The organism is Rhodopseudomonas sp. BR0G17 (assembly GCF_010907025.1).
Classification (GTDB): domain Bacteria; phylum Pseudomonadota; class Alphaproteobacteria; order Rhizobiales; family Xanthobacteraceae; genus Rhodopseudomonas; species Rhodopseudomonas palustris_H.
Map to the genome: position 1 here is coordinate 1 of NZ_QUML01000028.1, position 22,871 is coordinate 22,871.

Genomic DNA, 22,871 nt, shown 5'->3' on the forward strand with positions numbered 1-22,871 from the left:
ACCCCCACCCCGGCCTCCGCTTCGCTCGGCCGACCCTCCCCGCAAGGGGGAGGGGCACGGCGGCCGCTTCGCTCACATGGGAAGAAGTAACTACGCGACCGCGCCGAGGCACCAGGCCAGAATGCCCTTTTGGGCGTGCAGGCGGTTTTCGGCTTCGTCGAACACCACCGACTGCGGGCCGTCGATCACCTCGTCGGTGACCTCTTCGCCGCGATGCGCCGGCAGGCAGTGCATGAAGATCGCGTCCTTGTGGGCGAGCGACATCAGCTTGGCGTTGACCTGATACGGCTTGAGCAAATTGTGGCGGTGCTCGCCGTCCTTGTCGCCCATCGACACCCAGGTGTCGGTGACGACGCAGTCGGCGCCGCGCACGGCTTCCTCCGGATCGGTGCCGATGGTGATCGCCGCGCCGCTCTGCTTGATCCAGTCGCGCAGCGCCTTGCTGGGCGACAGCTGCGGCGGGGTGGCGATGTTGAGCTTGAAGTCGAAGCGCTGCGCGGCGTGGGCGAACGACGCCAGCACGTTGTTGTCGTCGCCGGTCCAGGCGATGGTGCGTCCCTTGATCGGGCCGCGATGCTCCTCGAACGTCATCACGTCGGCCATCACCTGGCACGGATGCGACTTGCGGGTCAGGCCATTGATCACCGGCACGGTGGCGTTGGCAGCAAGCTCCAGCAGCGCCTCGTGATTGAGGATGCGGATCATGATGATGTCGACGAAGCGCGACAGCACCCGCGCGGTGTCGGCGATGGTCTCGCCGCGGCCGAGCTGCATCTCGGCACCGGTCAGCATGATCGACTCGCCGCCGAGCTGGCGCATGCCGACGTCGAACGACACCCGCGTCCGGGTCGACGGCTTGTCGAAGATCATCGCCAGCGTCTTGCCGGCGAGCGGCTTGTCGGCATCGGCGTTCGCCTTGCGCTTCGCCTTCATGGCGACCGCAGCGGCCAGCATGTTGCGGAGCTCGGAGGTCGGCAGTTCGGTCAGATCGAGGAAGTGCCGCGGCGTGTTGCTGGAGCTGCTCATCACACCGCCTCCTTCTGCGCCGCCTGCCCGGCAAGCGTGACGCAGGCGCGCTCCAGTCGCCCGATCGCTTCGTCGAGTTCGGCCTCGCTGACGATCAGCGGCGGCAGCAGGCGCACGACGTTATCGCCGGCGCCGACGGTGAGCAGCTTCTCGGCCCGCAGCGCCGCGATCAGCTCGGGCGACGGCACCACCGCCTTGAGGCCGAGCAGCAAGCCTTCGCCGCGGATTTCGCTGACGACGCGCGGATGCCGATCGACGACACCGGCGAGCTTCTGTTTCAACAGCAGCGACATCTTCTTGACGTGGTCGAAGAAGCCCGGCTGCAGCATGATATCGAGCACCGCGTTGGCGGCCGCGACGGCCAGCGGATTGCCGCCGAAGGTCGAGCCGTGCGCGCCCGGCGCCATGCCCTTCGCCGCCTCGGCGGTCGACAGGCAGGCGCCGATCGGGAAGCCGCCGCCGAGTGCTTTGGCCAGCGACATCAAATCCGGCGCGACGCCGACCCGCTTATAGGCGAACAGTTCGCCGGTGCGGCCCATGCCGGTCTGGACTTCGTCGAAGATCAGCAGCAGGCCGTGCGCGTCGCACAGCTCGCGCAGGCCGCGGAAGAACGCCAGCTCCGGCGAGCGCACGCCGCCCTCGCCCTGCAGCGGCTCGATCAGGATCGCGGCGGTATTCGGACCGATCGCGGCCTTGACCGCATCGAGGTCACCGAGCGGCAACTGATCGAAACCGTCGAGCGGCTTGCCGTAGCCTTCCAGGTACTTTGCCGAGCCGGTGGCGGCGAGCGTGCCGAGCGTGCGGCCGTGAAACGCGCCTTCGAAAGTAATCACCCGGGTGCGCTCGGGCTCGCCCTTGGAGAAGTGATAGTGCCGCGCCATCTTCAGCGCGCACTCGACCGCTTCAGCACCCGAATTGCAGAAGAACACCTTGTCGGCAAAGCTCTGTTCGCACAGCCGCGCCGCCAGCTTCTCGCCGTCCGGGCTCTTGAACAGGTTGGACATATGCCACAGTTTGGTCGCCTGCTCCTGCAAGGCTTCGACCAGATGCGGATGGCAATGGCCGAGCGCGTTGACGGCGACGCCGCTGGTGAAGTCGAGGTAGCGCTCGCCATCAGTTCCGTGCAGCCAGACACCTTCGCCGCGCTCGAACGCGACATCCGCTCTGGCGAAAACCGGGAGGAGATGGGACGTTGAAGCGCTCTGAGACATGGCCGATCCGATCGGAAAATAGCGGGCCGCCGGCCGGCCGCGTCACGCGCATGACACGAACGCAGTCTGGGACAACGTACCCCGGAAACGAAACGTGCCGCCTTTCCAGGCGGCACGTGGGATTATTCTAGAAGCGTCGAACTCACTGTCAACACGGAGCTTCGACGAAGTGCTGCCAGAAAGCAGCACTCGCGCTGTTTGTTGTGGCTTCGCGGACTCACTCACAGGAGAAGGTGTGGACGCACCGGGTCGGACTCTTGCGCGTGAGTCACGGCATATTGTAGCCTTTTGACTGTCGGGTACGACATCTCGTGCGCGGTTTGTAATCCATTTCGAGTTCTCGGATGAGGCGTAACGCCGGGGCGGCAAGGGTCGTCCGGCGAGCGCTAAGGGATTCTGACAGCTGAGATTTTGACGACCTCACAGCCGCGGTTCCGCGCCGCCCTTCGGCGCCCGCGGCAGGAAGGGATAGAACTATGACGGCATTGACCTGGACCGACGAGCGCGTCGAGCAGTTGAAGAAATTGTGGGAGGGCGGGCTGTCGGCGAGTCAAATTGCCGCCGAGCTTGGCAACGTCACCCGCAATGCCGTGATCGGCAAGGTCCACCGCCTCGGCCTGTCGGGCCGGGCCAAGAGCCCCACGTCGGCAGCGCCGCGGCCGCGCAAGGCGCGCCCGGTGCAGCAGATGATGAGGGTGACCCGGCCGGTGGCGCGCGGCAACACCGCACTGGCGCACGCTTTCGAAGTGGAAGCCGAGCCAGATCCGATCGCCTTCGACAACGTGGTTCCGATGAACCAGCGGCTGTCGCTGCTGGAACTCAACGAAGCCACCTGCCACTGGCCGGTCGGCGATCCGTCGAGCCCGGAATTCTTCTTCTGCGGCGGCAAGTCGCTGCCGGGCCTGCCCTACTGCGCGCATCACTCGCGCATCGCCTATCAGCCGGTCGGCGATCGCCGACGCGCAGCTCCCAAGACCACCCGCTAGACTGACGCCGCCAGCCCAAGGCCGCGGCAATCCGCGCTCGCGCAGCGCAGGGTTGGCCATCCCGCCAAACTGTCATCGCCCGCGAAAGCGGGCGACCCAGTATCCCAGAGCGTCCGTTACTTCCCACCCACTCACTGCAATACGGGATCCTCCGCCTTCGCGGAGGATGACGCTGCTATGTTGGGCTGAGGCCGCGGCTGAACGATTGCAAAAGCGATAGAGTCGACAAACGCCGCCATCGCGTCGTTGCCACGTGTCGCTAAATCACGCTCGCGGTCATCGTGGTTTGAACGAGTGTCTTGGTGGGCACGCTCGCTTTGCTCACCGACGTCGCAAACCTGCTAACAACTACGACGGGCTGCCTTCGACCTTGGCGAAGCGATCGTCGAGGGCGTAGCCGGCACCGCGAACAGTGCGGATCGGGTCCTGCTCGCGACCGATATTGAGCAGCTTGCGCAGGCGGCCGATGTGCACGTCGACGGTACGCTCATCGATGTAGATGTCGCGGCCCCAAACGCCGTCGAGCAGCTGCTCGCGGCTGAACACCCGGCCCGGGTGCTCAAGGAAGAATTCGAGCAGGCGATACTCGGTTGGACCGAGATCGATCGGCCGGCCGGAGCGCGCCACCCGGCGCTTGTCGCGGTCGAGTTCGAGATCACCGTACGCCAGCACGGTGGCGAGACGCTCCGGCGCCGCGCGGCGCAGCAGGCCCTTCACCCGGGCCAGCAGCTCCGGCACCGAGAACGGCTTGACGATGTAATCGTCGGCGCCGGTCGCGAGCCCACGGACCCGCTCGCTTTCTTCGCCACGCGCCGTCAGCATGATGATCGGCAGTTGCTTGGTTTCCGGACGCGCCCGCAGCCGGCGGCACAGCTCGATGCCGGACAGGCCCGGCAGCATCCAGTCCAGAACGACCAGGTCGGGAATCCGCTCCTTCATCCGGGTGTCGGCGTCATCGCCGCGCGCCACCGTCTCGACCTCGTAACCTTCGGATTCCAGATTGTATCGCAGCAGCGTCGTCAGCGCTTCCTCGTCTTCAACTACCAGAATGCGCGCAGCCATTGTCGTCCTCGTCTCAGTGTCGTCTCGATCCGTCCCATGACTGCCGGCCCGGCGGGCCGGCGGCCAGAGCAGCGTCAGTTACCGGGCGTCGCGTTGGCGAAGGTGGTCATGTCGCCCTTCGGACGCTTGTCCATGATCTGCTGACCTTCGATCATGTAGAACACCGTCTCGGCGATGTTGGTCGCGTGATCGCCGATCCGCTCGATGTTCTTGGCGCAGAACATCAGGTGAATGCAGAACGAGATGTTGCGCGGATCTTCCATCATGTAGGTAAGCAGCTCGCGGAACAGCGAGGTGCAGATCGCGTCGACTTCCTCGTCGCCGTTCCACACCACCATCGCGGCCGGCAGATCGTGCGCCGTATAGGCATCGAGCACCGCCTTGACCTGCGACTGCACGAGGTCGGTCATGTGCTCGAGGCCGCGGATCAGCTTCAGCGGATGGAAGTCGCTGTCGATCGCGTTGACGCGCTTGGCGATGTTCTTCGACAGATCGCCGATCCGCTCGAGGTCGGTCGCGACGCGCATCGCGCCGACGATTTCGCGCAGATCGATCGCCATCGGCTGGCGCCGCGCGATGGTCAACACCGCGCGCTCTTCGATATTCCGCTGCATCTGGTCGATCTCGGCATCGGCCGCGACCACGCGCGAGGCCAGCGCGACGTCGCGCCGGATCAGCGCATCGACCGAGTCGACGATCTGGCGCTCGGCCAAACCGCCCATCTCCGCGACCAGCCGGGTCAGCTCCTGCAGGTCGCCGTCGAACGCCTTGGTGGTGTGTTCGAATCCCATATCCGTGCTCCTCGCCCGCCGCGTCAGCCGAACCGGCCGGTGATGTAATCCTGGGTGCGCCGATCGCTCGGCGAGGTGAAGATCTTGTTGGTCGGGCCGAATTCGATCAGCTCGCCGAGATACATGAAGGCGGTCGACTCTGACACGCGCGCCGCCTGCTGCATGTTATGGGTCACGATCGCGATGGTGTATTGTTCCTTCAGCTCGTCGATCAGCTCTTCGATCTTGGCGGTGGAGATCGGATCGAGCGCCGAGCACGGCTCGTCGAACAGGATCACTTCCGGCCGCACCGCGATGGTGCGGGCGATGCACAGACGCTGCTGCTGACCGCCCGACAGGCTGAGACCGGAAGCGCCGAGCTTGTCCTTCACTTCGTTCCACAGTGCGGCGCCGCGCAGCGCCTTCTCGACCCGGCCGTCCATCTCCGACTTCGAGATCTTCTCGTACAGGCGGACGCCGAACGCGATGTTCTCATAGATCGTCATCGGGAACGGCGTCGGCTTCTGGAACACCATGCCGACCCGCGCGCGCAGCAGGTTGAGGTCGAGCTTGGGGTCGAGAATGTTGGTGTTGTCGAGCAGCACCTGCCCCTCGGCGCGCTGGCCCGGATACAGATCGTACATCCGGTTGAAGATGCGCAGCAGGGTTGACTTGCCGCAGCCCGACGGACCGATGAACGCGGTGACGCGGTTGGTGGCGAGCGCCAGGTTGATGTGCTTCAGCGCATGGTTCTGACCGTAGTAGAAATTGAGGTCGCGCACGGTCACCTTGGCCGGGCCGTCCGGCTGGGCGCCGATCGGCGGCATCGCGGACGGAACGCTGGTGGCGATCGAGATCTCGGTCATTTCGTGGTCCTCTCGGCGCCGATGATGCGCGCGCCAATGTTCAGGGCAAGCACGGTCAGGGTGATCAGCAGCGCGCCGGTCCAAGCGAGCTGCTTCCAGTAAGCGTAGGGGCTCTGGACGAAGTTGTTGATGGTCACCGGCAGGTTGGCCATCGTCTTGGTCAGATCCAGGCTGAAGAACTGGTTGCTGAGCGCGGTGAACAGCAGCGGCGCGGTCTCACCGGCGACACGGGCGGTCGCCAGCAGGATGCCGGTGATCAGACCGGCACGGGCGGCGCGATAGGCGATCCGGCGGATCACCAGCGAGCGCGGCAGGCCGAGCGCCGAGGCGGCTTCGCGCAGCGAGCTCGGCACCAGCAGCAGCATGTCTTCGGTGGTGCGCACCACCACCGGGATCACGATCACCGCCAGCGCCAGCGCGCCGGCGAGCGCCGAGAACCGGCCCATCGTCACCACCACCGCGCCATAGATGAACAGGCCGATGATGATCGACGGCGCGCTGAGCAGGATGTCGTTGATGAAGCGGATCACCGAGGTGAGCTTGTCGTATTTGCCGTACTCGGCGAGGTACGTGCCGGCGAATAGTCCGAGCGGCGCGCCGATGCCGACGCCGAGGATCGTCATGATGATCGAGCCGACGATGGCGTTGAGCAGGCCGCCCTCATTCGAGCCCGGCGGCGGGGTATTCTGGGTGAATATTTCGAAGTTGAGACCGGCGAGGCCGTTCCAGAACAGCGTGAACAGGATCAGCGCCAGCCAGGTGACGCCGAACAGCGCCGCCGCCGAGCACAGCACCTTGATCACCAGGTCGTTGCGGTGACGCCGCTTGTAGATCGGGTTGTCGAGATGGATCGGCGACATCTTACTTGCCCGCCTTCAGTTCGAGCCGCAGCAGCAGCAGCCGGGCGGCCGCCAGCACCAGGAAGGTCAGAATGAACAGCAGGAGGCCGAGCAGGATCAGGCCGGACTGATGCAGGCCATCGCTCTCGGCGAATTCGGAGGCGATCGCCGCCGAGATCGTGGTGCCGGGCGAGAAGATCGAGCCGGTGATCCGGAACGAGTTGCCGATGATGAAGGTGACCGCCATGGTCTCGCCGAGCGCGCGTCCGAGCGCCAGCATCACGCCGCCGATCACACCGACCCGGGTGTAGGGGATCACGACGCTGCGGACGACTTCCCAGGTGGTGCAGCCGACGCCGTAGGCGGCTTCCTTCAGCACCGGCGGCACGGTCTTGAAGACGTCGACCGAGATCGCGGTGATGAACGGCAGCACCATGATGGCGAGGATCAGCGAGGCGTTGAACAGGCTGAGATAGGACGGCGGACCGGCGAAGATATCGCCGAGCACCGGCACGCCCTCGAACAGCGCGATCATCGCCGGCTGGAAGTGATAGGCCAGGAACGGGCCGAGCACGAAGAAGCCCCACATGCCGTAGATGATCGACGGGATTCCGGCGAGCAGCTCGATGGCGAGGCCGATCGGGCGGCGCAGCCACATCGGGCACAGCTCGGTAAGGAAGATCGCGATGCCGAGACCGACCGGGATCGCGATCATCATCGCGATCAGCGACGTCACCAGCGTGCCGTAGATCGGGCCGAGCGCGCCGAGGACGGGCGGGTCATTGGCCGGCGCCCAGCGCGAAGTGGTGAGGAACGAGAAGCCGAATTCGCGGATCGCCGGTAAGGCACCGACGATTAGCGAGATGATGATGCCGCCGAGGATCAGCAGCACCGAAATCGCGCAGGCGCGCGTCGTCCAATAGAAAGTCTTGTCGCCGAGCTTGAAGGCACTCAGGGCCTTGGCCCGATCGTAAGGTCCGGCAGCCGTCTGCAACCCGGTCGTCTCAACCGCCATGTCCGCCACGCTAACTCTCCTCATGCCTACTGCAGGGCCGAAACCGCGCCTCGCGGCTGGAGATCTGAATTGAAAACCGGATGCGCGATCGAAGGTCGCGCCAGCACCGACTGCGGTGCAAAGCCGGAGCCCGAGCGTATGAGCCTCGGAGTCCGCCGTTCGCGTGAACGTCGGACTGCGACCCGGACGGATCCGGATCGCAGCCAAACTTCAGACTATCAGCTCTTGATGTCCGAGGCCCAGGTCTTCTCGATCAGCTTGACGACCGGTTCCGGCATCGGGATGTAGTCGAGCTCTTCGGCAGCCTTGGCGCCCTTCTCGAACGCCCACTTGAAGAACTTGACGGCTTCGGCGGACGCCGCCTTATCGACCGGCTCCTTGTGCATCAGGATGAAGGTCGCGGCGGTGATCGGCCACGAGGCTTCGCCCGGCTGGTTGGTCAGGATCAGGTAGTAGCCCGGAGCCTTGGCCCAGTCGGCGTTCGAGGCCGCAGCCTGGAAGGCCGCGATGGTCGGCTGCACGGTCTTGCCGGCGCTGTTCACCAGACCGGTGTAGGTCAGCTTGTTCTGCTTGGCGTAGGCGTATTCGACGTAACCGATCGAATTCTTGGTCTGACCGACGTTGCCGGCAACGCCTTCGTTGCCCTTGGCGCCGACGCCGACCGGCCACTCGACCGCGGTGCCCGAACCAACCTTGGTCTTCCAGTCAGCGCTGACCTTGGACAGGTAGTCGGTGAAGTTGAAGGTGGTGCCCGAACCGTCGGAGCGGCGAACCACGGTGATCGCATCGCTCGGCAGGCTGACCTTCGGGTTCAGCTTCTTGATCGCCGGGTCGTCCCACTTGGTGATCTTGCCGATGTAGATGTTGGCCAGGGTCTCGCCGTCGAGCACCATCTCACCCGGCTTCACGCCTTCGAGGTTCACGACCGGCACGATGGCGCCCATCACCATCGGCCACTGCACCAGGCCTTCCTTATCGAGCTGTTCCGGCTTCAGCGGCGCGTCTGTGGCGCCGAAGGTCACGGTCTTGGCAATGATCTGCTTGATGCCGGCGCCCGAACCGATCGACTGATAGTTCAGACCGTTGCCGGTGTCCTTCTTATAGGCATCGGCCCACTTCGAGTAGACGGGGTACGGGAAGGTGGCGCCAGCGCCGGTGATGTCGGCGGCGAAGGCCGAGGTCGACGCCGCAACCAGACCGGCCGCGACGATTGCCTTGATGAAATTCATGGGGAAGGTCTCCATCTGTAAGCGAAGCGCTCAGCGCGCCCGACTGCGCTTACCCCGCCCGTCTACGAGCGGTCGGTTGACCTTTTATGAGGGTTTGATGACAGTCATGTGACTGCACTAAGCGCCTGAAATCGAATGATTATTCGACTCAGACCTGGGGCTTTCCCTGAGGGAAACAGACGGTGAAAGTCGCACCCTTTTTCAGCACGCTTTCGATCAGCAGGCGGCCGCGGTGACGGTTAACAATATGTTTCACCAGCGATAATCCTAACCCCGTACCACCCTGAGAACGGCTGTCGCCGACGTCCACGCGGTAGAACCTTTCGGTCAGTCGCGGCAGATGTTCGGGCGCGATACCAGGGCCGAAATCGCGCACCAACGCGCGATACTCCGACACGCCGTCGCCCGACACGGCAGCCACCACCGAGACCACCACCCGGCCGCCCGAAGCGCCATACTTCAGCGCGTTCTCGATCAGGTTTTCGAACAGCCGCAGCAGCTCTTCGCGATCGCCGGCGATGGTCGCGGCGTCCTCCGGCAGCTCCAGCTCGATCACCACCTGGCGTTCTTTGGCCAGCGGCTCGAGGCCGTCGGTGACCTGCTTGATCAGCGGCTTCAGGTCGATCATCGCATCGGGGCGAACATGCGCGCTGAGCTCGACCCGCGACAGCGACAGCAGGTCGTCGATCAGCCGCGCCATCCGGGTCGCCTGAGCGTGCATGATGCCGAGGAAACGCTCGCGCGCCTTCGGATCGTCGCGGGCCTGCCCCTGCAGCGTGTCGATGAAGCCCGACAGAGCGGCCAGCGGCGTGCGCAGCTCGTGGCTGGCATTGGCGACGAAGTCAGCACGCATCTCTTCGACCCGGCGCAGCGGCGTCAGATCGTGGAACGTCATCAGCATGCACTGATCGGTGCCGCCGAACGCGGTCGGCACCTGCACCGGCGCGATGATCAGTTCGAGCCAGCGTTCGATCGAGCCGTGATCGAGATAGGTGGCGCGGCGCGGCTCCGAGGTCGCAATCGCCTCGCGCAGCGCGGTGACGATCTCGGGACTGCGCAGCGCGAACTGCGCCAGCTCTCGCACCCGCAGGGCCGGCGCGAGCTGCGCCGCAGCGGCGTTGAGGTGGATGACCCGGCCGGCACGATCGAGCAGCACTGCCGGATCGGGCATGCCGGCGACGATGGCACGCACCACCGGCATTTCCACCGGGCTGACGCCAAGCGTGTCGTCGAGCGCGCTGGAGCTGTCATGCAACCGCCAAGGCACCAGCGCGGCGGCGACCAAGCAGGCGAACGCCGCGATCGCCGGGCCGATCGCGAGCTGGGCGAACAGCACCAAGGCGGTGAGCGCGAGCGCGCCGGCGATCAGGATGATCGCGGCGTGACGAAGCCGATCGGACCAATGCGTCAGCAGCGATGTGGAAGACGGTGTTGGCGGAGCGAGTACGAGTTCGCGGACCGGGCGGGCTTGCTCGTCGGGCGCGGGTGCGGTGGTCATGGCTCAACCTGGTGAGGGATCTCCGCGCACCGGTTCCGGCTTCAGCGCTTCGGCCAGCGGACGAACCCGCTTCAGCCGCGCACCGAGCACGATCTCCCGGACCGCAAGCACGACGACCGATATCACGAACGGCACGATGTAGTACAGCAGGCGGAACAGCAGCATGCCGGCGAGCAGCTCTTCCTTGTCCATCTGCCACAGCCCGACCAGCATCGCGGCGTCGAACACGCCGAGCCCGCCGGGCGAATGGCTGGCGAAACCGAGCAGCGTCGCCGATACGAAGATCACCGCGACCACGACGAAGCCGACATTGGGCTCGTCAGGCGTCAGCACGTACATCGCGAGCGCGCAGAAGCCGAGATCGACGATGCCGATCGCGATCTGCAGCAGCGTCAGCTTGCCGCCCGGCAGAGTCACCGTCCAACTGCCGCGCCCAACGCAGCGCGGCTTGAATGACACCCACGCGACATAGACCATCAAGCCGGCAAGGATCAGCAGCGCCAGCACGCGGTTGACCGCCGGCGGCAACAGATCGACCGCAGACGCCGCTTCAGGATGATAGGCGACGCCGAGGCCGAGCACCGCGGCGTTGCCGAGCCAGAACGTCAGGCCGGCAAGGAAACACACCTTGGCGACGTCGATCGCGTCGAGCCCCCAGGCCGAGTAGATCCGGTAGCGCACCGCGCCGCCGGTCAGCGCGCTGGCGCCGACATTGTGACCGATCGAATAGCTGGTGAAGGCGGCGAGCGCGTTGACCCGGTAAGGCACGTCATCGCGGCCGATCGCGTGAACGGCGAACAGATCGTAGAACGTCAGGGTGAAATAGCCGGCGGCGACGAACAACGCAGCGAGCGCGATCGAGGTCGGCTCGGTCTGGCCCATCGCGTCGAGCACGCGGTCATGGTCGATGCCGCGCAGGATGTGGTACAGAACGTAGCAAGCGGCCGCGATGACCGCGATGCTGACCGCAACACCGAGTTTGTGCAGGATTTGCTTCTCGCGCAGAACTTCGATCGTTCTGCGTATTGCGATCCGCATCGAGACCTCGAATCCCCTTCGCCCGCGTTCTACCCCTGGTGTCCCGGCCCTGTCGCCGTGTTTCGGCCGGCCGCACATCGTTGGTAGCGTGTTTTCCAGCCAAGTGGAATTCGGTCAACGCCGCAGGACGGTGCGCGACGCTTCAATTCCGCTTCAGCTGGCCGGCTGCGCTTCGCATTTTTGGGACTTCGTTGCAGCGCGGGACCTATCGTCGCAGCGCTCGGTCGATCACGGCCGAAAGCTGTCGTCAGGGCCGCTGCGATTGCCGCGCGACCACCCAGTAGCGGAGCCATGAACCGATGGCACACCCGATCAGATAGGCGGCCAGCATGGCGAGGAAAAGGTCGAGCCAATAGCCGGCCCGGCCGGGAACCAGACGGGCGAGCGACAGCCCGACCAGCACCGCTGCGACGCCGGCGATACCCAGCCCGGCATTGCGCGAGAAGCTCGGGCCGCGATGCACCACCGAGATCCAGCCCACCGCGAAGCCGAGCAGCAGCGAACCGACCAGCCAGCCCCAGAAGAAATCCGCCAAAGCCACCATGCGTCACCTGACCACGAAATCGATCCGGCGATTCTTCGCCTTGCCAGCATCGGTGTCGTTGCCGGCGACCGGGATCTTGCTGCCGTAGCCGAACGCCTGGAGACGCTCCGGCGACAGGCCGGCCCGCACCATATAGTCGACCACCTCGCGGGCGCGCTTTTCCGACAACGACTGGTTGAACGCAGGATCGCCGTCGCTGTCGGTGTGGCCGGCGATTTCGATCTTGGCGTTCGGGCAGCGCATCGCGGTCTCGATCAGCCGGTCGAGCAGCGCGGCGGAATCCTTGTCGATGCTGGCGCTGGCGGATTCGAACTGGATGGTGGCCTTGGCCAGCAGCCCGTTGAACAATTGCTGGCACACCGAGGCATCGACCGGCGCGGCGGCCGGCTTGACCGACAGATCGGCCTTCACGGTCCAGCCTTGCGGCAGCTCCTTGTTCAGGCCGCCGCGGATCTGATTGGCGGCGACCTCATAAAGGGCGTCGCCGGACAGATGAACCTCACGGTCCGACAGTACCAGAGTGCCGGTCGACAGCCGAGACAGCGCGCCGAGCGCAGGCGTTGCGGCTTCGAGGAAGCCCTTCGGGGCGCCGACGCTTGCCTTGAGGTTGTCGACCACCTTTTCGCTGAAGAATTTGCGGCCGGTGGCCGCGGCCAGCGCCGCATGCACATTATTGTCCGGGACATAGCCGTCGAGCGTAACCTGCCCGGCGACCGGATCCTTGTAGGCCCGGAACACGTAAGGCGGCGCCTCGATATCGTTTTCGCCAACGGTGTAGCCGTCGGGAAGGCTGCGCAGCGCCGCGGCGATCGATTCACGGCCGCCGAGATCCTTGGCCATGCCCTTCAGCGCAACCTGGGTGCCGGTGAGGGTGATCTTGCCCTGCTTCAACTTGGCGATCTGGTCGATCAGCAGCATCGCGGCGGCGTCGAACCGTTGCGGGGCGCCGCGCGCCAGCGCCATCCGGTCGACCACCTCGGTGCCGTTCACCGCCGCCCGCGCGCCATCGGCCAGCCGGGTGCGGCTCGCCGGCAGCGGCGCGCTGCCGGTCAGGGTCACGCGAACGACATCGCGCTCAATTGACCAGACATAAGGAGAGGCTTCCGGTACCAGCTTGGTCCGGTCGTTCACCAAACGGAGGCCTGGCACTGCCTCGACCGCGGACACCGCGGCGCGGCGCCCCTCTTCGGAGAACGCCTCGGCGGTCAGCGTGATGTCGCGTCCCGCAGCGGTGATCTTCGTTTTGTCGAGGACGGTGTCCTTGAGCGCAGCCGTGGCGCGAGCGCCAAGATCGGCTTCCACGGCCGGCATCGTCGTCCAAGCGGCGATAGCCCAGAGGATAACCAACGGAATGGCGCCGGGCCACCATTTACCGCTGGAGCTGTAGAGTCCGCGCATTCCGCTTCCCGTGGATCAGAAGCAGAGAGAAATCAAACCGTTGGAGGGCTGTCAAACGCAATTCAAGGAAACAGCAACCAAAGTTGCGCTTCCCATAACCGTTTCTTCAACCGTCGGCGCCTAGCATCGTGCAGAAATTGAGCGGCCGCTATTCGATGAAGCACTTTCGTCACAATATTATCCGCGCCGGGCTCGAAGCCCTTTATTACACCGGCGCGCATCGGGTGCTGCGCCCGATCTTTTCCGGAATCGGCACGGTTTTCATGCTGCACAACGTGCGGCCGGCCCGCGCCGATTCGTTTCAGCCCAATCGCCACCTCGAGGTCACGCCGGACTTCCTCCGCGCCACGCTGCGCCATCTGCGCGAGCTCGGAATCGATCTGGTGCCGATGGACGAGTTGCACCGGCGGCTGCGTGCGCGCGACTTCAGCCGGCGTTTCGCCTGCATCACGCTGGATGACGGCTATCGCGACAACCGCGATTTTGCCCTGCCGGTGTTCGAAGAGTTCGGCGCGCCGTTCACTGTTTTCGTCACCTCCGACTTCGCCGAAGGCACCGGCCGGCTGTGGTGGGTGACGCTGGAACGGCTGATCGCCGCCCAGAGCCGGATCGATGTGTCGATCGACGGCCAGGAGCTGCATCTCGACACGGCGACGCCCGAGGCCAAGCAAGCGGCATTCGACCGGCTGCATGATCTGTTGCGCAGCCTGCCGAATGGCGGCGATCTCGATGCCGCGATGACGGCGCTGTGCCTGCGTTACGGGATCGATGAAACCGCGGCGGCGCGCGAACTGTGCCTGCCTTGGAACGAACTGCGCAGCTTCGCCGCGCACCCGCTGGTGACGATCGGCGCGCACGGCATCACCCATTGCATGCTGCGCCGGCAGACCGAGCTGGTCGCCGCGCACGAACTCACCGGCAGCCGCGCCCGCATCCAGGACGAGCTGCAACAGGCGGTCGACCACCTCGCCTATCCATACGGCGACAGGGCTTCGGCTGGCCCGCGCGAATTCGCGATCGCGCAGGCGGTCGGCTACAAAACTGCGGTGACCACACGCCCCGGCATGATGTTCGCTGATTGCGCCGATCATCTCACCGCGCTGCCGCGGGTCTCGCTCAACGGCCACTACCAGGACGACCGACTGTTGCCGGTGCTGACTTCCGGGGCGGCGACCGCGATGTGGAACGGCTTCCGCCGCGTCGCTGCGGCGTGATTTCTTGACTCACCTCCCTGGCCGCCTCAAACAGGCGGCCAAAGCCCCGAGGGAGATGTCATGTTCAAGGATCTGTTTTCGCTGCAAGGCCGCGTCGCTCTGGTGACCGGCGGCTCGCGCGGCATCGGCAAAATGATCGCGGCCGGCTTTCTCGCCTATGGCGCGACGCGCGTTTACATCACCGCGCGCAAGGCCGCAGCGTGTCAGGCCACAGCCGATGAACTCACCGAAATGTATCCCGGCGAGTGCGTTGCGCTGCCGATCGACATCTCGACCATGGCGGGCATCGACATGCTGGCCGCCGAGATCAAGCGCCGCGAGAGCTCGCTCGACATCCTGGTCAACAACGCCGGCGCCGCCTGGGCGGCCGACTTCGACGAATTCCCGGAGAGCGGCTGGGACAAGGTGATGGACCTCAACGTGAAGACGCCGTTCTTCCTGACCAAGGCGCTGGCGCCGCTGCTGCGCGCCGCCGCGAGCGCCGAACAGCCCGGCAAGGTGATCAACATCGCCTCGATCGACGGCATCTTCGTCAATCCGCTCGAGACCTATCCCTACGCGGCGTCGAAGGCCGGCCTGATCCACCTCACCCGCCGGCTGGCAGTGCGGCTGATCAAGGACCACATCGTCGTCACTGCGATCGCACCGGGCCCGTTCGCCTCGGACATGAACAAAGCGGCACGCGATGAGTCCGACGCGGTCGCCAAGCGCGTCCCTGCGGGCCGGATCGGCACCGATGAGGACATGGCCGGCACCGCCGTGTTCCTCGCCTCCCGCGCCGGCGACTACGTGGTCGGATCGACCGTGACGGTCGACGGCGGCGTCGCCTTCGCCAACCCGGGCATCAAGGGCGACGGCTGGGCGTAACGCCACCGCGCTTCGGTCTCCCGCTCGAAGCGTCAGAGCACACCTCTCCGGTCAAGATTCCCCCACCGCAATGCCCGCGCTCGAAAGCGCGCGGACTGCGGTTTTGCGTCCCACCTGACGAAATTTGCCTTGAATTATAATGCATCGAACGGCATCCGTTCGATTGCTGGCGTTTTCGGCCGGCATTATCATTCTCCAAACAGATGTGAACGGACCGAGATGGCCGAGCCAGACGATACCGACGCGAGCTTTCTGCTCGACCTCGGCCGCCATGTCCGCACCATGCGCGGGCGACGCGGCATGTCGCGCAAAGTGCTGGCCAAGGTCTCCGGCATCTCGGAGCGCTACATCGCCCAGCTCGAAAGCGGCAAAGGCAACGTGTCGATCATGCTGCTGCGCCGGATTTCCGAAGCGCTGGCGACGCCGCTCGAAGACCTGCTGCCGTCCAACGAGTCGTCGGCCGACTGGCCGGTGATCCGCGATCTGGTGCGGCGCGCCACCCCGGTGCAGATCGCCCATGCCAAGGACGTGCTGTCCGGCCTCGGCCGGTTCGGCGGACTGGAGCGGGAGGCGACCTTCCACGGCATCGCACTGATCGGTCTGCGCGGCGCCGGCAAGTCGACCCTCGGCAAGATGCTGGCCGACAGCATCGGCTGGAGCTTCGTCGAACTGAACCGCGAGATCGAACGCCAGAATGGGCTGTCGGTGTCCGAGATCATCGCGCTGTACGGCCAGGAAGGCTTCCGCCGGATGGAGCAGACCGCGCTGTCGCGGCTGCTCGCCCGCCAGGAGCCGATCGTGCTGGCGACCGGCGGCGGCATCGTTTCCGAGCCGATCACCTTCGATCAGATCCTGACCTCGTTCTATACGATCTGGCTGAAGGCCGAGCCGGAGGAGCACATGGCGCGGGTGCGCGGCCAGGGCGACCTGCGGCCGATGGCCGATGACCGCGCCGCGATGCAGGAGCTGCGCACCATCCTGCAGAGCCGCGAGCCGCTGTACGCCCGCGCCGCTGGCGTGCTCGACACCGCCGGGCTGTCGGTCGAAGCGGCCGCGCAGAAGCTGGTCGCGATGGTGTCGCCGGTGCTCAGCCGCGATGCCGGCGCGTTCGGCCTGCGCCAAGCGACGCCGTAAGCGCCGCTACGGCTTGGTGCGTTCGAACTGCCGCAGCAGCTTGTTGCCGCGATCGACCGCCGCATCCATCGCGTCCTTCGCAGATTTTTCGCCGCGCACTGCGTGCTCGATCTCGTCTTCGATCGCGGCCCGCACCAGCACGAACGAACCGAGCCGCAACCCGCGCGAATTCTCGGTCGGCGGCTTCAGCGTGATCTGCTCGATCGAGATCGCGGTGCCGGGATTGCGGTCGTAGAAGCCCTGCGCACGGGTGAGGTCGTAGGCCGCCTTGGTGATCGGCAGATAGCCGGTGTGCTGATGCCAGGCCGCCTGAACTTCCGGCTTCGACAGATAGGCAAAGAACTTGGCGGCGCCCTTGTATTCGCCCGCCGTACGGCCCCGCAGCACCCATAGCGTGGCGCCGCCGATGATGGTGTTCTGCGGTGCTCCGGCGATGTCCGGCCAATACGGCAGCCGGCCGTAGCCGACGTCGAACTTGGCATTGGCCAGGATGTCGGCCCGCGTTGCCGACGAGCCGATGAAGATGCCGCAGTCGCCCTGCTGGAAGCGCGGTTCGGCCGCGGTGGCGCGGCCGCTATAATCGAAGATCTTGGTCTTCTGCCAATCCGCAAGCTGCGCGATATGGCGAATCACCGACGGATTGTTGAACACCAATTCGGCATCGAGCCCGCCCAGCCCGTTCGACCGCGTCGCCAACGGCAGGTCGTGATAGGCGGAGAAATTCTCGATGTGCACCCAGGACGGCCACGAGGTGGTGAAGCCACAGGTCGCGCCGGCGTCGATCAGACGCTTCGCCATCGTCCCGACGTCCGGCCAGGTGGCCGGCGGCGCCTCGGGGTCGAGCCCGGCGCGCCGAAACAGGGTCTTGTTGTAGTACAGGATCGGCGTCGACGCGTTGAACGGGAACGACAACATGTTGCCGTCGAGATCGGTGTAGTAGCCGGTCACGGCCGGCAGATAATCGGCCGGCGAGAACACTTCGCTCTCGTCGCGCATCAGCTCGTACACCGGATAGACCGCGCCCTTGGCCGCCATCATGGTGGCGGTGGCGATCTCGTTGACCTGCACGATCGTCGGCTGGCTGGAGGAGCGGAACGCGAAGATCGCCGCAGTCACCGTCTGGGTGTAGTTGCCCTTGTAGGTCGGGACCACGCGGTAATCGGATTGCGACGCATTGAAATCCGCCGCCAGCTTCTCGAGCTGCCGGCCGAGCTCGCCGGACATTGCATGCCACCAGGCGATTTCGGTAGCGGCGCCTGCGGGGGCGATACCGGCGGTGGCGCAAGCCAGCAATGTGGCGGCGATTTGCGCGAGTCGTCCCAAAATTCCGGCCATCGCCTGATGCGCTCACTCCCGATAGCCATCGCCCAGGCTGATCTGCTAGCTTGGTGGGACTTCTCCGGTCCCTGCGACCGGCACCAACTGTATGGGATTGAACTTGCCGCTGTCCAGCCGAGCCGAGGTCCCTGACGGCAACACTGTGCGCGCCGCTGCATCGCGCGCAACTGGCCGCGGCATGGTCCGGCGTGAGGTCGACTGAGTTGGATCCGGTCGCCCCGCAGCCCGCTGATAATGAGCCACGGCCGGACCGGCGCGGCCGCACCGGCCTCGTCGGCCTGGTGCGCGCGGTGCCGATCCGCTGGCGCATCCTGTCGATCGCGGCACTGAACTCGCTCGTCGTGCTGGTGCTGGTGAGCCTGATCTGGAGCGGCACGCGGGTGCTGCGCACCGCCTGGGACGATGTCCGCCAGGTGCGGGAGTCCGACAAGATCCTGGCGCTCTTGGAAAGCGAGACCGGGCGGCTGCAGAACCTGATCCACCGCTACATCAATCAGCCGAGCCCCGACCTGTTCGCCGAGATCCTGCTGCTGCGCGAAGCGGTGCTGGGCACGCTGACCAACCGCGCCTCCACCGATCCGATGCTGTCGGGCTCGGTCGAGGAGCTGGAGCGCGCCACCGAACGCTTCCTCGGCGGCTTCGGCGACCTGCGGGCGCTGCAAACCACCATCAAGTCCACCTACGAGAACCAGGTGCAGGCGCCGGCCCGCGATATCGCGGCGCTGTTTGCGGTGATCGGCGGCGCCACCGGCCAGCGCGACGCGCTGATCCTGCCGCCGCTCGGCCGCGCCCGCGAGGCTTTCACCGCGATGCTGGTGGCGGCCAACTCCTACTATCTGTCGCTGTCACAGCAGGCTGCCGAAGAGGCCCAGCAGAACACCGAGACCATCGAGCGGACGATTCCGGTGATGAGCAATCTCGCCGACAATGATCTGCAGAAGATGGCGCTGGAAAAGCTGAAGCTGCGCACAGCGGCGCTGCGCGATGGCCTGCAGGAACTGACCGACCAGCTCGCCAAGCGCAGCGACCTCTTACGCAACTCGATCGACGCCAGCCAGGCCGCCACCATCGCGGCGATCGACGCGCTGTCGGTGAAGATGCGCCAGCGCGAGCAGAAGGCGCAGGAGACGTTCGACCGCACCCTCACCGGCATCTCGCGCAAAGTTCTGTCGATCGCGCTGATCTTCCTCGGCGTCATCATGACGGCCGGCATCATCATCGCGCTCAGCATCCGCCTGCCGCTGCAGCAGATCCTGTCGGCGATGCACGCCATCACCTCGGGCAATTACGACCGCCGGGTTGCCGGCACCGAGGCCAAGGACGAGATCGGCGCGATGGCGCGCGCGGTCGAGGTGTTCCGCGAGAACGCGATCGACAAGCGCAAGGCGCAGGACGATCTTCGCGAGTCGAAAGAAAAAGCCGAGAGCGCGCTGCTCGAACTGAAAACCGCGCAGCAGAATTTGATCGACGCCGAACGACTGGCGGCGCTCGGCAGCCTGGTGGCCGGCGTCGCCCACGAGGTCAACAATCCGATCGGCATCAGCCTGACGGTGGCGTCGAGCTTTACGCGCCGGGCGACCACTTTCGAGGCCGAGCTAAAAGGCGATACGCCGCTGCGGCGCTCGCAGCTCGACGAATTCGTCCGCAGTACGCGCGACGCCGCCCAGCAGCTCGTCGGCAATCTGCAGCGCGCCGCCGAACTGATCCAGTCCTTCAAGCAGGTGGCGGTCGACCGGTCCCACGCCGAACGCCGGCAATTCAACCTGCACGAGGCGACCGATCAGATCGTCGCCAGTCTGAAGCCGGTGCTCAAGCGGGCACCGATCCGGCTCGACATCGACGTGCCGGAAAGCCTGGTGATCGACGGCTACCCGGGCGCCTACGGTCAGATCCTGACCAACCTGTTTCTGAACGCCGCCAACCACGCCTTCACCGACGGGCGCTCTGGCACGATCACCATCACGGCGCGGCCGCGCGGCAACGATGACATCGAGATCATCTTCGCCGACGACGGCGCCGGCATGACGCCGGACGTGCAGCGCCAGGCTTTCGACCCGTTCTTCACCACCCGCCGCAATGAGGGCGGCACCGGGCTCGGCCTGCACATCGTTTACAATCTGGTGACCCAGCAGCTCGGCGGCCGGATGATGCTGGAATCAAGACTAGGACAAGGCACGACTTTTCGCATTATCATGCCGAAAACCGCCACTGGCGGAGCGGCATCCGCTGCCCCGCCCATCGACGGAAACCTGCAATGGCCGACCAGGACGATATCCTCGAGCTGATCGAAGACGCCGATTCGACGCCGGAGGTATCGGGCGCACGGAAATGGAAGATCGCGGTGATCGACGACGACACCGCGGTTCACGACGGCACCCGCTTTGCGCTGAGCGACTACAGCCTCAACAACCAGGGGCTGGAGATCCTGTCGGCCTATTCAGGCGCCGAAGGCCGCGAACTGATGCGCGCCAACCCCGACATCGCGGCGGTGCTGCTCGACGTCATCATGGAGACCGACGCGGCCGGCCTCGAGTTGGTGGAGTTCATCCGCAACGACCTCAAGAACGAGACCGTCCGGATCATCCTGCGCACCGGTCAGCCCGGCCAGGCGCCGGAGCGCCGCGTCATCGTCGACTACGACATCAACGACTACAAGGCCAAGACCGAGCTCACCGCCGACAAGCTGTTCACCTCGCTGACCGCGGCGCTGCGCAGCTATCAGCAGCTCGAGCGGATGGTGCAGACCCGGCGCGGCCTGGAAATCATCATCGACGCCGCCTCGACGCTGTACGACTTCAAGTCGATGCAGCGGCTCGCCGAGGGCGTGCTGACCCAGCTCGCCTCGCTGCTCAATGTCGATTGCGCCGGTATCTTAGTGCTGCGCGACGCAGGCGACGAACTGGCGGTGCTGGCAGGCTCGGGCTGCTACAGCCGCTTCATCGGCCCCACCGGCCACAGCAATTCGCTCGACCCCGATCTGCGCCAGATGGTTGAAGAGGCGTTCCGACGCCGCAAGCACGAATTCGCCGACCATCGCACCGTGCTTTATATCCGCACCGGCAGCGGCCGCGAAGTGGTGGTGCTGCTGCAGGCCGAGCGCGAACTGTCGGACACCGACCGTTCGCTGGTCGAGATCTTCGGCAGCCGGCTGTCGATCGCGTTCGACAACGTCATCCTGTATCGGCAGCTGCATGAGGCCAACACCCAGCTCGAAGAGCGGGTGGCCCAGCGCACCCGGGCGCTGACCCAGGCCAACCGCCGGCTGTCGACGCAATGGCTGCGGCTGCAGCGCGCCAATGCGTTCAAGAACGAGATCCTCGGCACCGTTGCGCACGACCTGAAGAACCCGCTCGGCGTCATCCTCGGCCGCACCGAAATGCTGACCGAGCTGATCGGCGCCGAATCCTCCAAGGACCACGTTATCGCCCAGGTCGATCATATCCGCGACGCCACCCGGCGACTGACGCTGATGGTCGATCATTTGATCTCCGACGCAATGGCGGATGCGTTCGACATCTCGATCCGGCGCGAGGCTGTCGACATCGCGGCATTGGTCGGCGAGGTCGCCGAAGCCAACCGGCCGATGGCGCAGAACAAGCAGCAGGTGATTTCGGTGTCGACGCCGGAGGCCTGCGGGACGATGTGCGATTCCGACCGGATGCGCGAGGCGATCGACAATCTGGTCAGCAACGCCATCAAATACAGCCCGATCGGCGGCAACATCGCCCTGCAGGTCGACGGTGATGGCGACAGCACCATGATCCGCGTCACCGACGAGGGCGCAGGATTATCGCCGGAAGATCTGAGCCGGCTGTTCGGGCGTTTCCAGCGGCTGTCCGCCAAGCCGACCGCGGGCGAAAGCTCCACCGGCCTTGGGCTGTCGATCGTCAAGAAGATCGTCGACATGCATGGCGGCGAGATCATCGCCGAGAGCCCCGGCCCCGGTCAGGGCGCGACCTTCACCATCATTCTGCCCGCAGCATCGGTGTCATGAGCCAGAACCCGCACATCATCGTCGTCGACGACGAAGCCCCGGCCCGCGAGATGGTCGGCGACTATCTCAAGATGCACGGCTTCGCCGTCACGCTGTGCGATGGCGGCAAGAGCCTGCGTGCCGAGATCGCCACCAAGCTGCCAGACCTGGTGGTGCTGGACCTCAACATGCCGGAAGAGGACGGGCTGTCGATCATCCGCGACCTCAAGGCCAAGTCCAACGTTCCGGTGATCATGCTGACCGCGACCGCAAGCCCGATCGACCGGGTGGTCGGCCTCGAACTCGGCGCCGACGATTACATCGCCAAGCCTTGCGAGCTGCGCGAATTGATGGCGCGCATTCGGTCGGTGCTGCGCCGCGCTGCGCCGCCGAAGCCCGCCGCCGCGGAGCCTGCGAGCGCCGCAAAGGCCGACAGCGCCCAGCTGGTGCGGTTCGGCACCAAATGGCTCGATCTCGAAGCCCAGGCACTGCGCGACGACGACGGCAACGAGCATCCGCTGACGGCGTCGGAATTCGGCCTGCTGAAGGTGTTCGCCGCCAATCCGAAACGGGTGCTGTCGCGCGAGCGGCTGCTGGAGCTGGCGAATGCGCGCGACGCCGAAGCTTTCGACCGCGCGGTCGATCTCCGCATCATGCGGATCCGCCGCAAGATCGAGCCGGACCCGACGAAGCCGGCCGTAATCAGGACAATTCGCGGCGGCGGCTATTTGTTCTCGCCCGCCAGCGACCGCGCCTGAGCCGCTGGCCGCCGGTATCGCTGGCTGCAGGGCCTGATTTCCCTCGCTTTTTCGGCCGAATGTTTCGTCGCGGCTCCGGCGACGAAACACTTCCATTTCGCCACG

At 65.6% G+C, this 22,871-nt stretch carries 20 protein-coding genes; 7 read left to right on the forward strand and 13 right to left on the reverse strand.

Going from position 1 to position 22,871, the window contains the following annotated elements:
* Nucleotides 1-90: 90 nt before the first annotated feature.
* A complete protein-coding gene (gene argF / locus DY467_RS19085; RefSeq protein WP_107357287.1) occupies nt 91-1,026 on the reverse strand; it encodes an ornithine carbamoyltransferase in 936 nt (311 codons plus the stop codon).
* Entirely contained in the window at nt 1,026-2,237 is a 1,212-nt protein-coding gene (locus DY467_RS19090) for an aspartate aminotransferase family protein (protein ID WP_164638282.1), read from the reverse strand. Before DY467_RS19090 ends, argF begins: the two co-directional genes overlap by 1 nt.
* Before the next feature lie 476 nt (nt 2,238-2,713).
* Here DY467_RS19090 and DY467_RS19095 point away from each other — a divergent pair, with 476 nt between their 5' ends.
* Nucleotides 2,714-3,223 (forward strand): GcrA family cell cycle regulator, encoded by a 510-nt coding sequence (locus DY467_RS19095; RefSeq protein ID WP_012497883.1) that lies wholly within the window; start codon nt 2,714-2,716, stop codon nt 3,221-3,223.
* 348 nt (nt 3,224-3,571) lie between these two features.
* Here the strand turns inward: DY467_RS19095 and phoB are convergent, their stop codons facing one another.
* From phoB to DY467_RS19145, 10 genes are all read right to left on the reverse strand, one after another.
* Nucleotides 3,572-4,285, reverse strand: a complete 714-nt coding sequence (gene phoB / locus DY467_RS19100) for a phosphate regulon transcriptional regulator PhoB (protein WP_011160307.1) — start codon at nt 4,283-4,285, stop codon at nt 3,572-3,574.
* Between the two features lie 74 nt (nt 4,286-4,359).
* Complete coding sequence (gene phoU, locus DY467_RS19105; RefSeq protein ID WP_107346308.1) at nt 4,360-5,076, reverse strand: phosphate signaling complex protein PhoU; 717 nt, start codon at nt 5,074-5,076, stop codon at nt 4,360-4,362.
* A gap of 23 nt (nt 5,077-5,099) precedes the next feature.
* Nucleotides 5,100-5,921, reverse strand: a complete 822-nt coding sequence (gene pstB, locus DY467_RS19110; RefSeq protein WP_107346309.1) for a phosphate ABC transporter ATP-binding protein PstB — start codon at nt 5,919-5,921, stop codon at nt 5,100-5,102.
* Nucleotides 5,918-6,781 (reverse strand): phosphate ABC transporter permease PstA, encoded by an 864-nt coding sequence (pstA, locus tag DY467_RS19115; RefSeq protein WP_107346310.1) that lies wholly within the window; start codon nt 6,779-6,781, stop codon nt 5,918-5,920. The genes pstB and pstA overlap by 4 nt, the downstream gene beginning before the upstream one ends.
* A gap of 1 nt (nt 6,782) precedes the next feature.
* Nucleotides 6,783-7,784 (reverse strand): phosphate ABC transporter permease subunit PstC, encoded by a 1,002-nt coding sequence (gene pstC, locus DY467_RS19120; protein WP_107346311.1) that lies wholly within the window; start codon nt 7,782-7,784, stop codon nt 6,783-6,785.
* Between the two features lie 209 nt (nt 7,785-7,993).
* Nucleotides 7,994-9,004, reverse strand: a complete 1,011-nt coding sequence (gene pstS, locus DY467_RS19125; RefSeq protein WP_164638284.1) for a phosphate ABC transporter substrate-binding protein PstS — start codon at nt 9,002-9,004, stop codon at nt 7,994-7,996.
* Between the two features lie 148 nt (nt 9,005-9,152).
* The gene (locus tag DY467_RS19130) at nt 9,153-10,502 is read right to left on the reverse strand and encodes an ATP-binding protein (RefSeq protein ID WP_205502553.1); all 1,350 of its coding nucleotides are present in this window, start codon (nt 10,500-10,502) and stop codon (nt 9,153-9,155) included.
* 3 nt (nt 10,503-10,505) lie between these two features.
* On the reverse strand, nt 10,506-11,540 hold the full coding sequence (locus DY467_RS19135) for a putative bifunctional lysylphosphatidylglycerol flippase/synthetase (protein WP_164638286.1): 1,035 nt from the start codon (nt 11,538-11,540) through the stop codon (nt 10,506-10,508).
* Nucleotides 11,541-11,787: 247 nt separating this feature from the next.
* Nucleotides 11,788-12,084, reverse strand: a complete 297-nt coding sequence (locus DY467_RS19140; RefSeq protein ID WP_107346314.1) for a hypothetical protein — start codon at nt 12,082-12,084, stop codon at nt 11,788-11,790.
* A 3-nt stretch (nt 12,085-12,087) separates the two neighbouring features.
* Nucleotides 12,088-13,482: an OmpA family protein gene (locus DY467_RS19145; protein WP_107346315.1), complete on the reverse strand. Its 1,395-nt coding sequence runs from the start codon at nt 13,480-13,482 to the stop codon at nt 12,088-12,090.
* Between the two features lie 155 nt (nt 13,483-13,637).
* Between DY467_RS19145 and DY467_RS19150 the strand changes: the two genes are divergently transcribed.
* The 3 genes from DY467_RS19150 (at nt 13,638) to DY467_RS19160 (ending at nt 16,697) form a co-directional block, all read left to right on the forward strand.
* Nucleotides 13,638-14,696, forward strand: a complete 1,059-nt coding sequence (locus tag DY467_RS19150) for a polysaccharide deacetylase family protein (protein WP_164638353.1) — start codon at nt 13,638-13,640, stop codon at nt 14,694-14,696.
* Nucleotides 14,697-14,756: 60 nt separating this feature from the next.
* Complete coding sequence (locus DY467_RS19155) at nt 14,757-15,563, forward strand: SDR family oxidoreductase (protein ID WP_011160318.1); 807 nt, start codon at nt 14,757-14,759, stop codon at nt 15,561-15,563.
* A 162-nt stretch (nt 15,564-15,725) separates the two neighbouring features.
* Nucleotides 15,726-16,697, forward strand: a complete 972-nt coding sequence (locus DY467_RS19160) for a helix-turn-helix transcriptional regulator (protein ID WP_346297553.1) — start codon at nt 15,726-15,728, stop codon at nt 16,695-16,697.
* A gap of 6 nt (nt 16,698-16,703) precedes the next feature.
* On the opposite strand, the gene ugpB is transcribed toward DY467_RS19160, so the two are convergent.
* Nucleotides 16,704-18,032: a sn-glycerol-3-phosphate ABC transporter substrate-binding protein UgpB gene (ugpB, locus tag DY467_RS19165; RefSeq protein WP_164638290.1), complete on the reverse strand. Its 1,329-nt coding sequence runs from the start codon at nt 18,030-18,032 to the stop codon at nt 16,704-16,706.
* A 206-nt stretch (nt 18,033-18,238) separates the two neighbouring features.
* Here ugpB and DY467_RS19170 point away from each other — a divergent pair, with 206 nt between their 5' ends.
* Genes DY467_RS19170 through DY467_RS19180 form a run of 3 tightly spaced genes read left to right on the forward strand, consistent with a single transcriptional unit; the run spans nt 18,239 to nt 22,766 of the window.
* Nucleotides 18,239-20,320, forward strand: a complete 2,082-nt coding sequence (locus DY467_RS19170) for a sensor histidine kinase (RefSeq protein ID WP_164638292.1) — start codon at nt 18,239-18,241, stop codon at nt 20,318-20,320.
* Nucleotides 20,290-22,029, forward strand: a complete 1,740-nt coding sequence (locus tag DY467_RS19175) for an ATP-binding response regulator (RefSeq protein ID WP_164638294.1) — start codon at nt 20,290-20,292, stop codon at nt 22,027-22,029. Before DY467_RS19170 ends, DY467_RS19175 begins: the two co-directional genes overlap by 31 nt.
* Nucleotides 22,026-22,766 (forward strand): response regulator, encoded by a 741-nt coding sequence (locus DY467_RS19180; RefSeq protein WP_107346320.1) that lies wholly within the window; start codon nt 22,026-22,028, stop codon nt 22,764-22,766. The genes DY467_RS19175 and DY467_RS19180 overlap by 4 nt, the downstream gene beginning before the upstream one ends.
* The last annotated feature ends 105 nt before the right edge of the window (nt 22,767-22,871 follow it).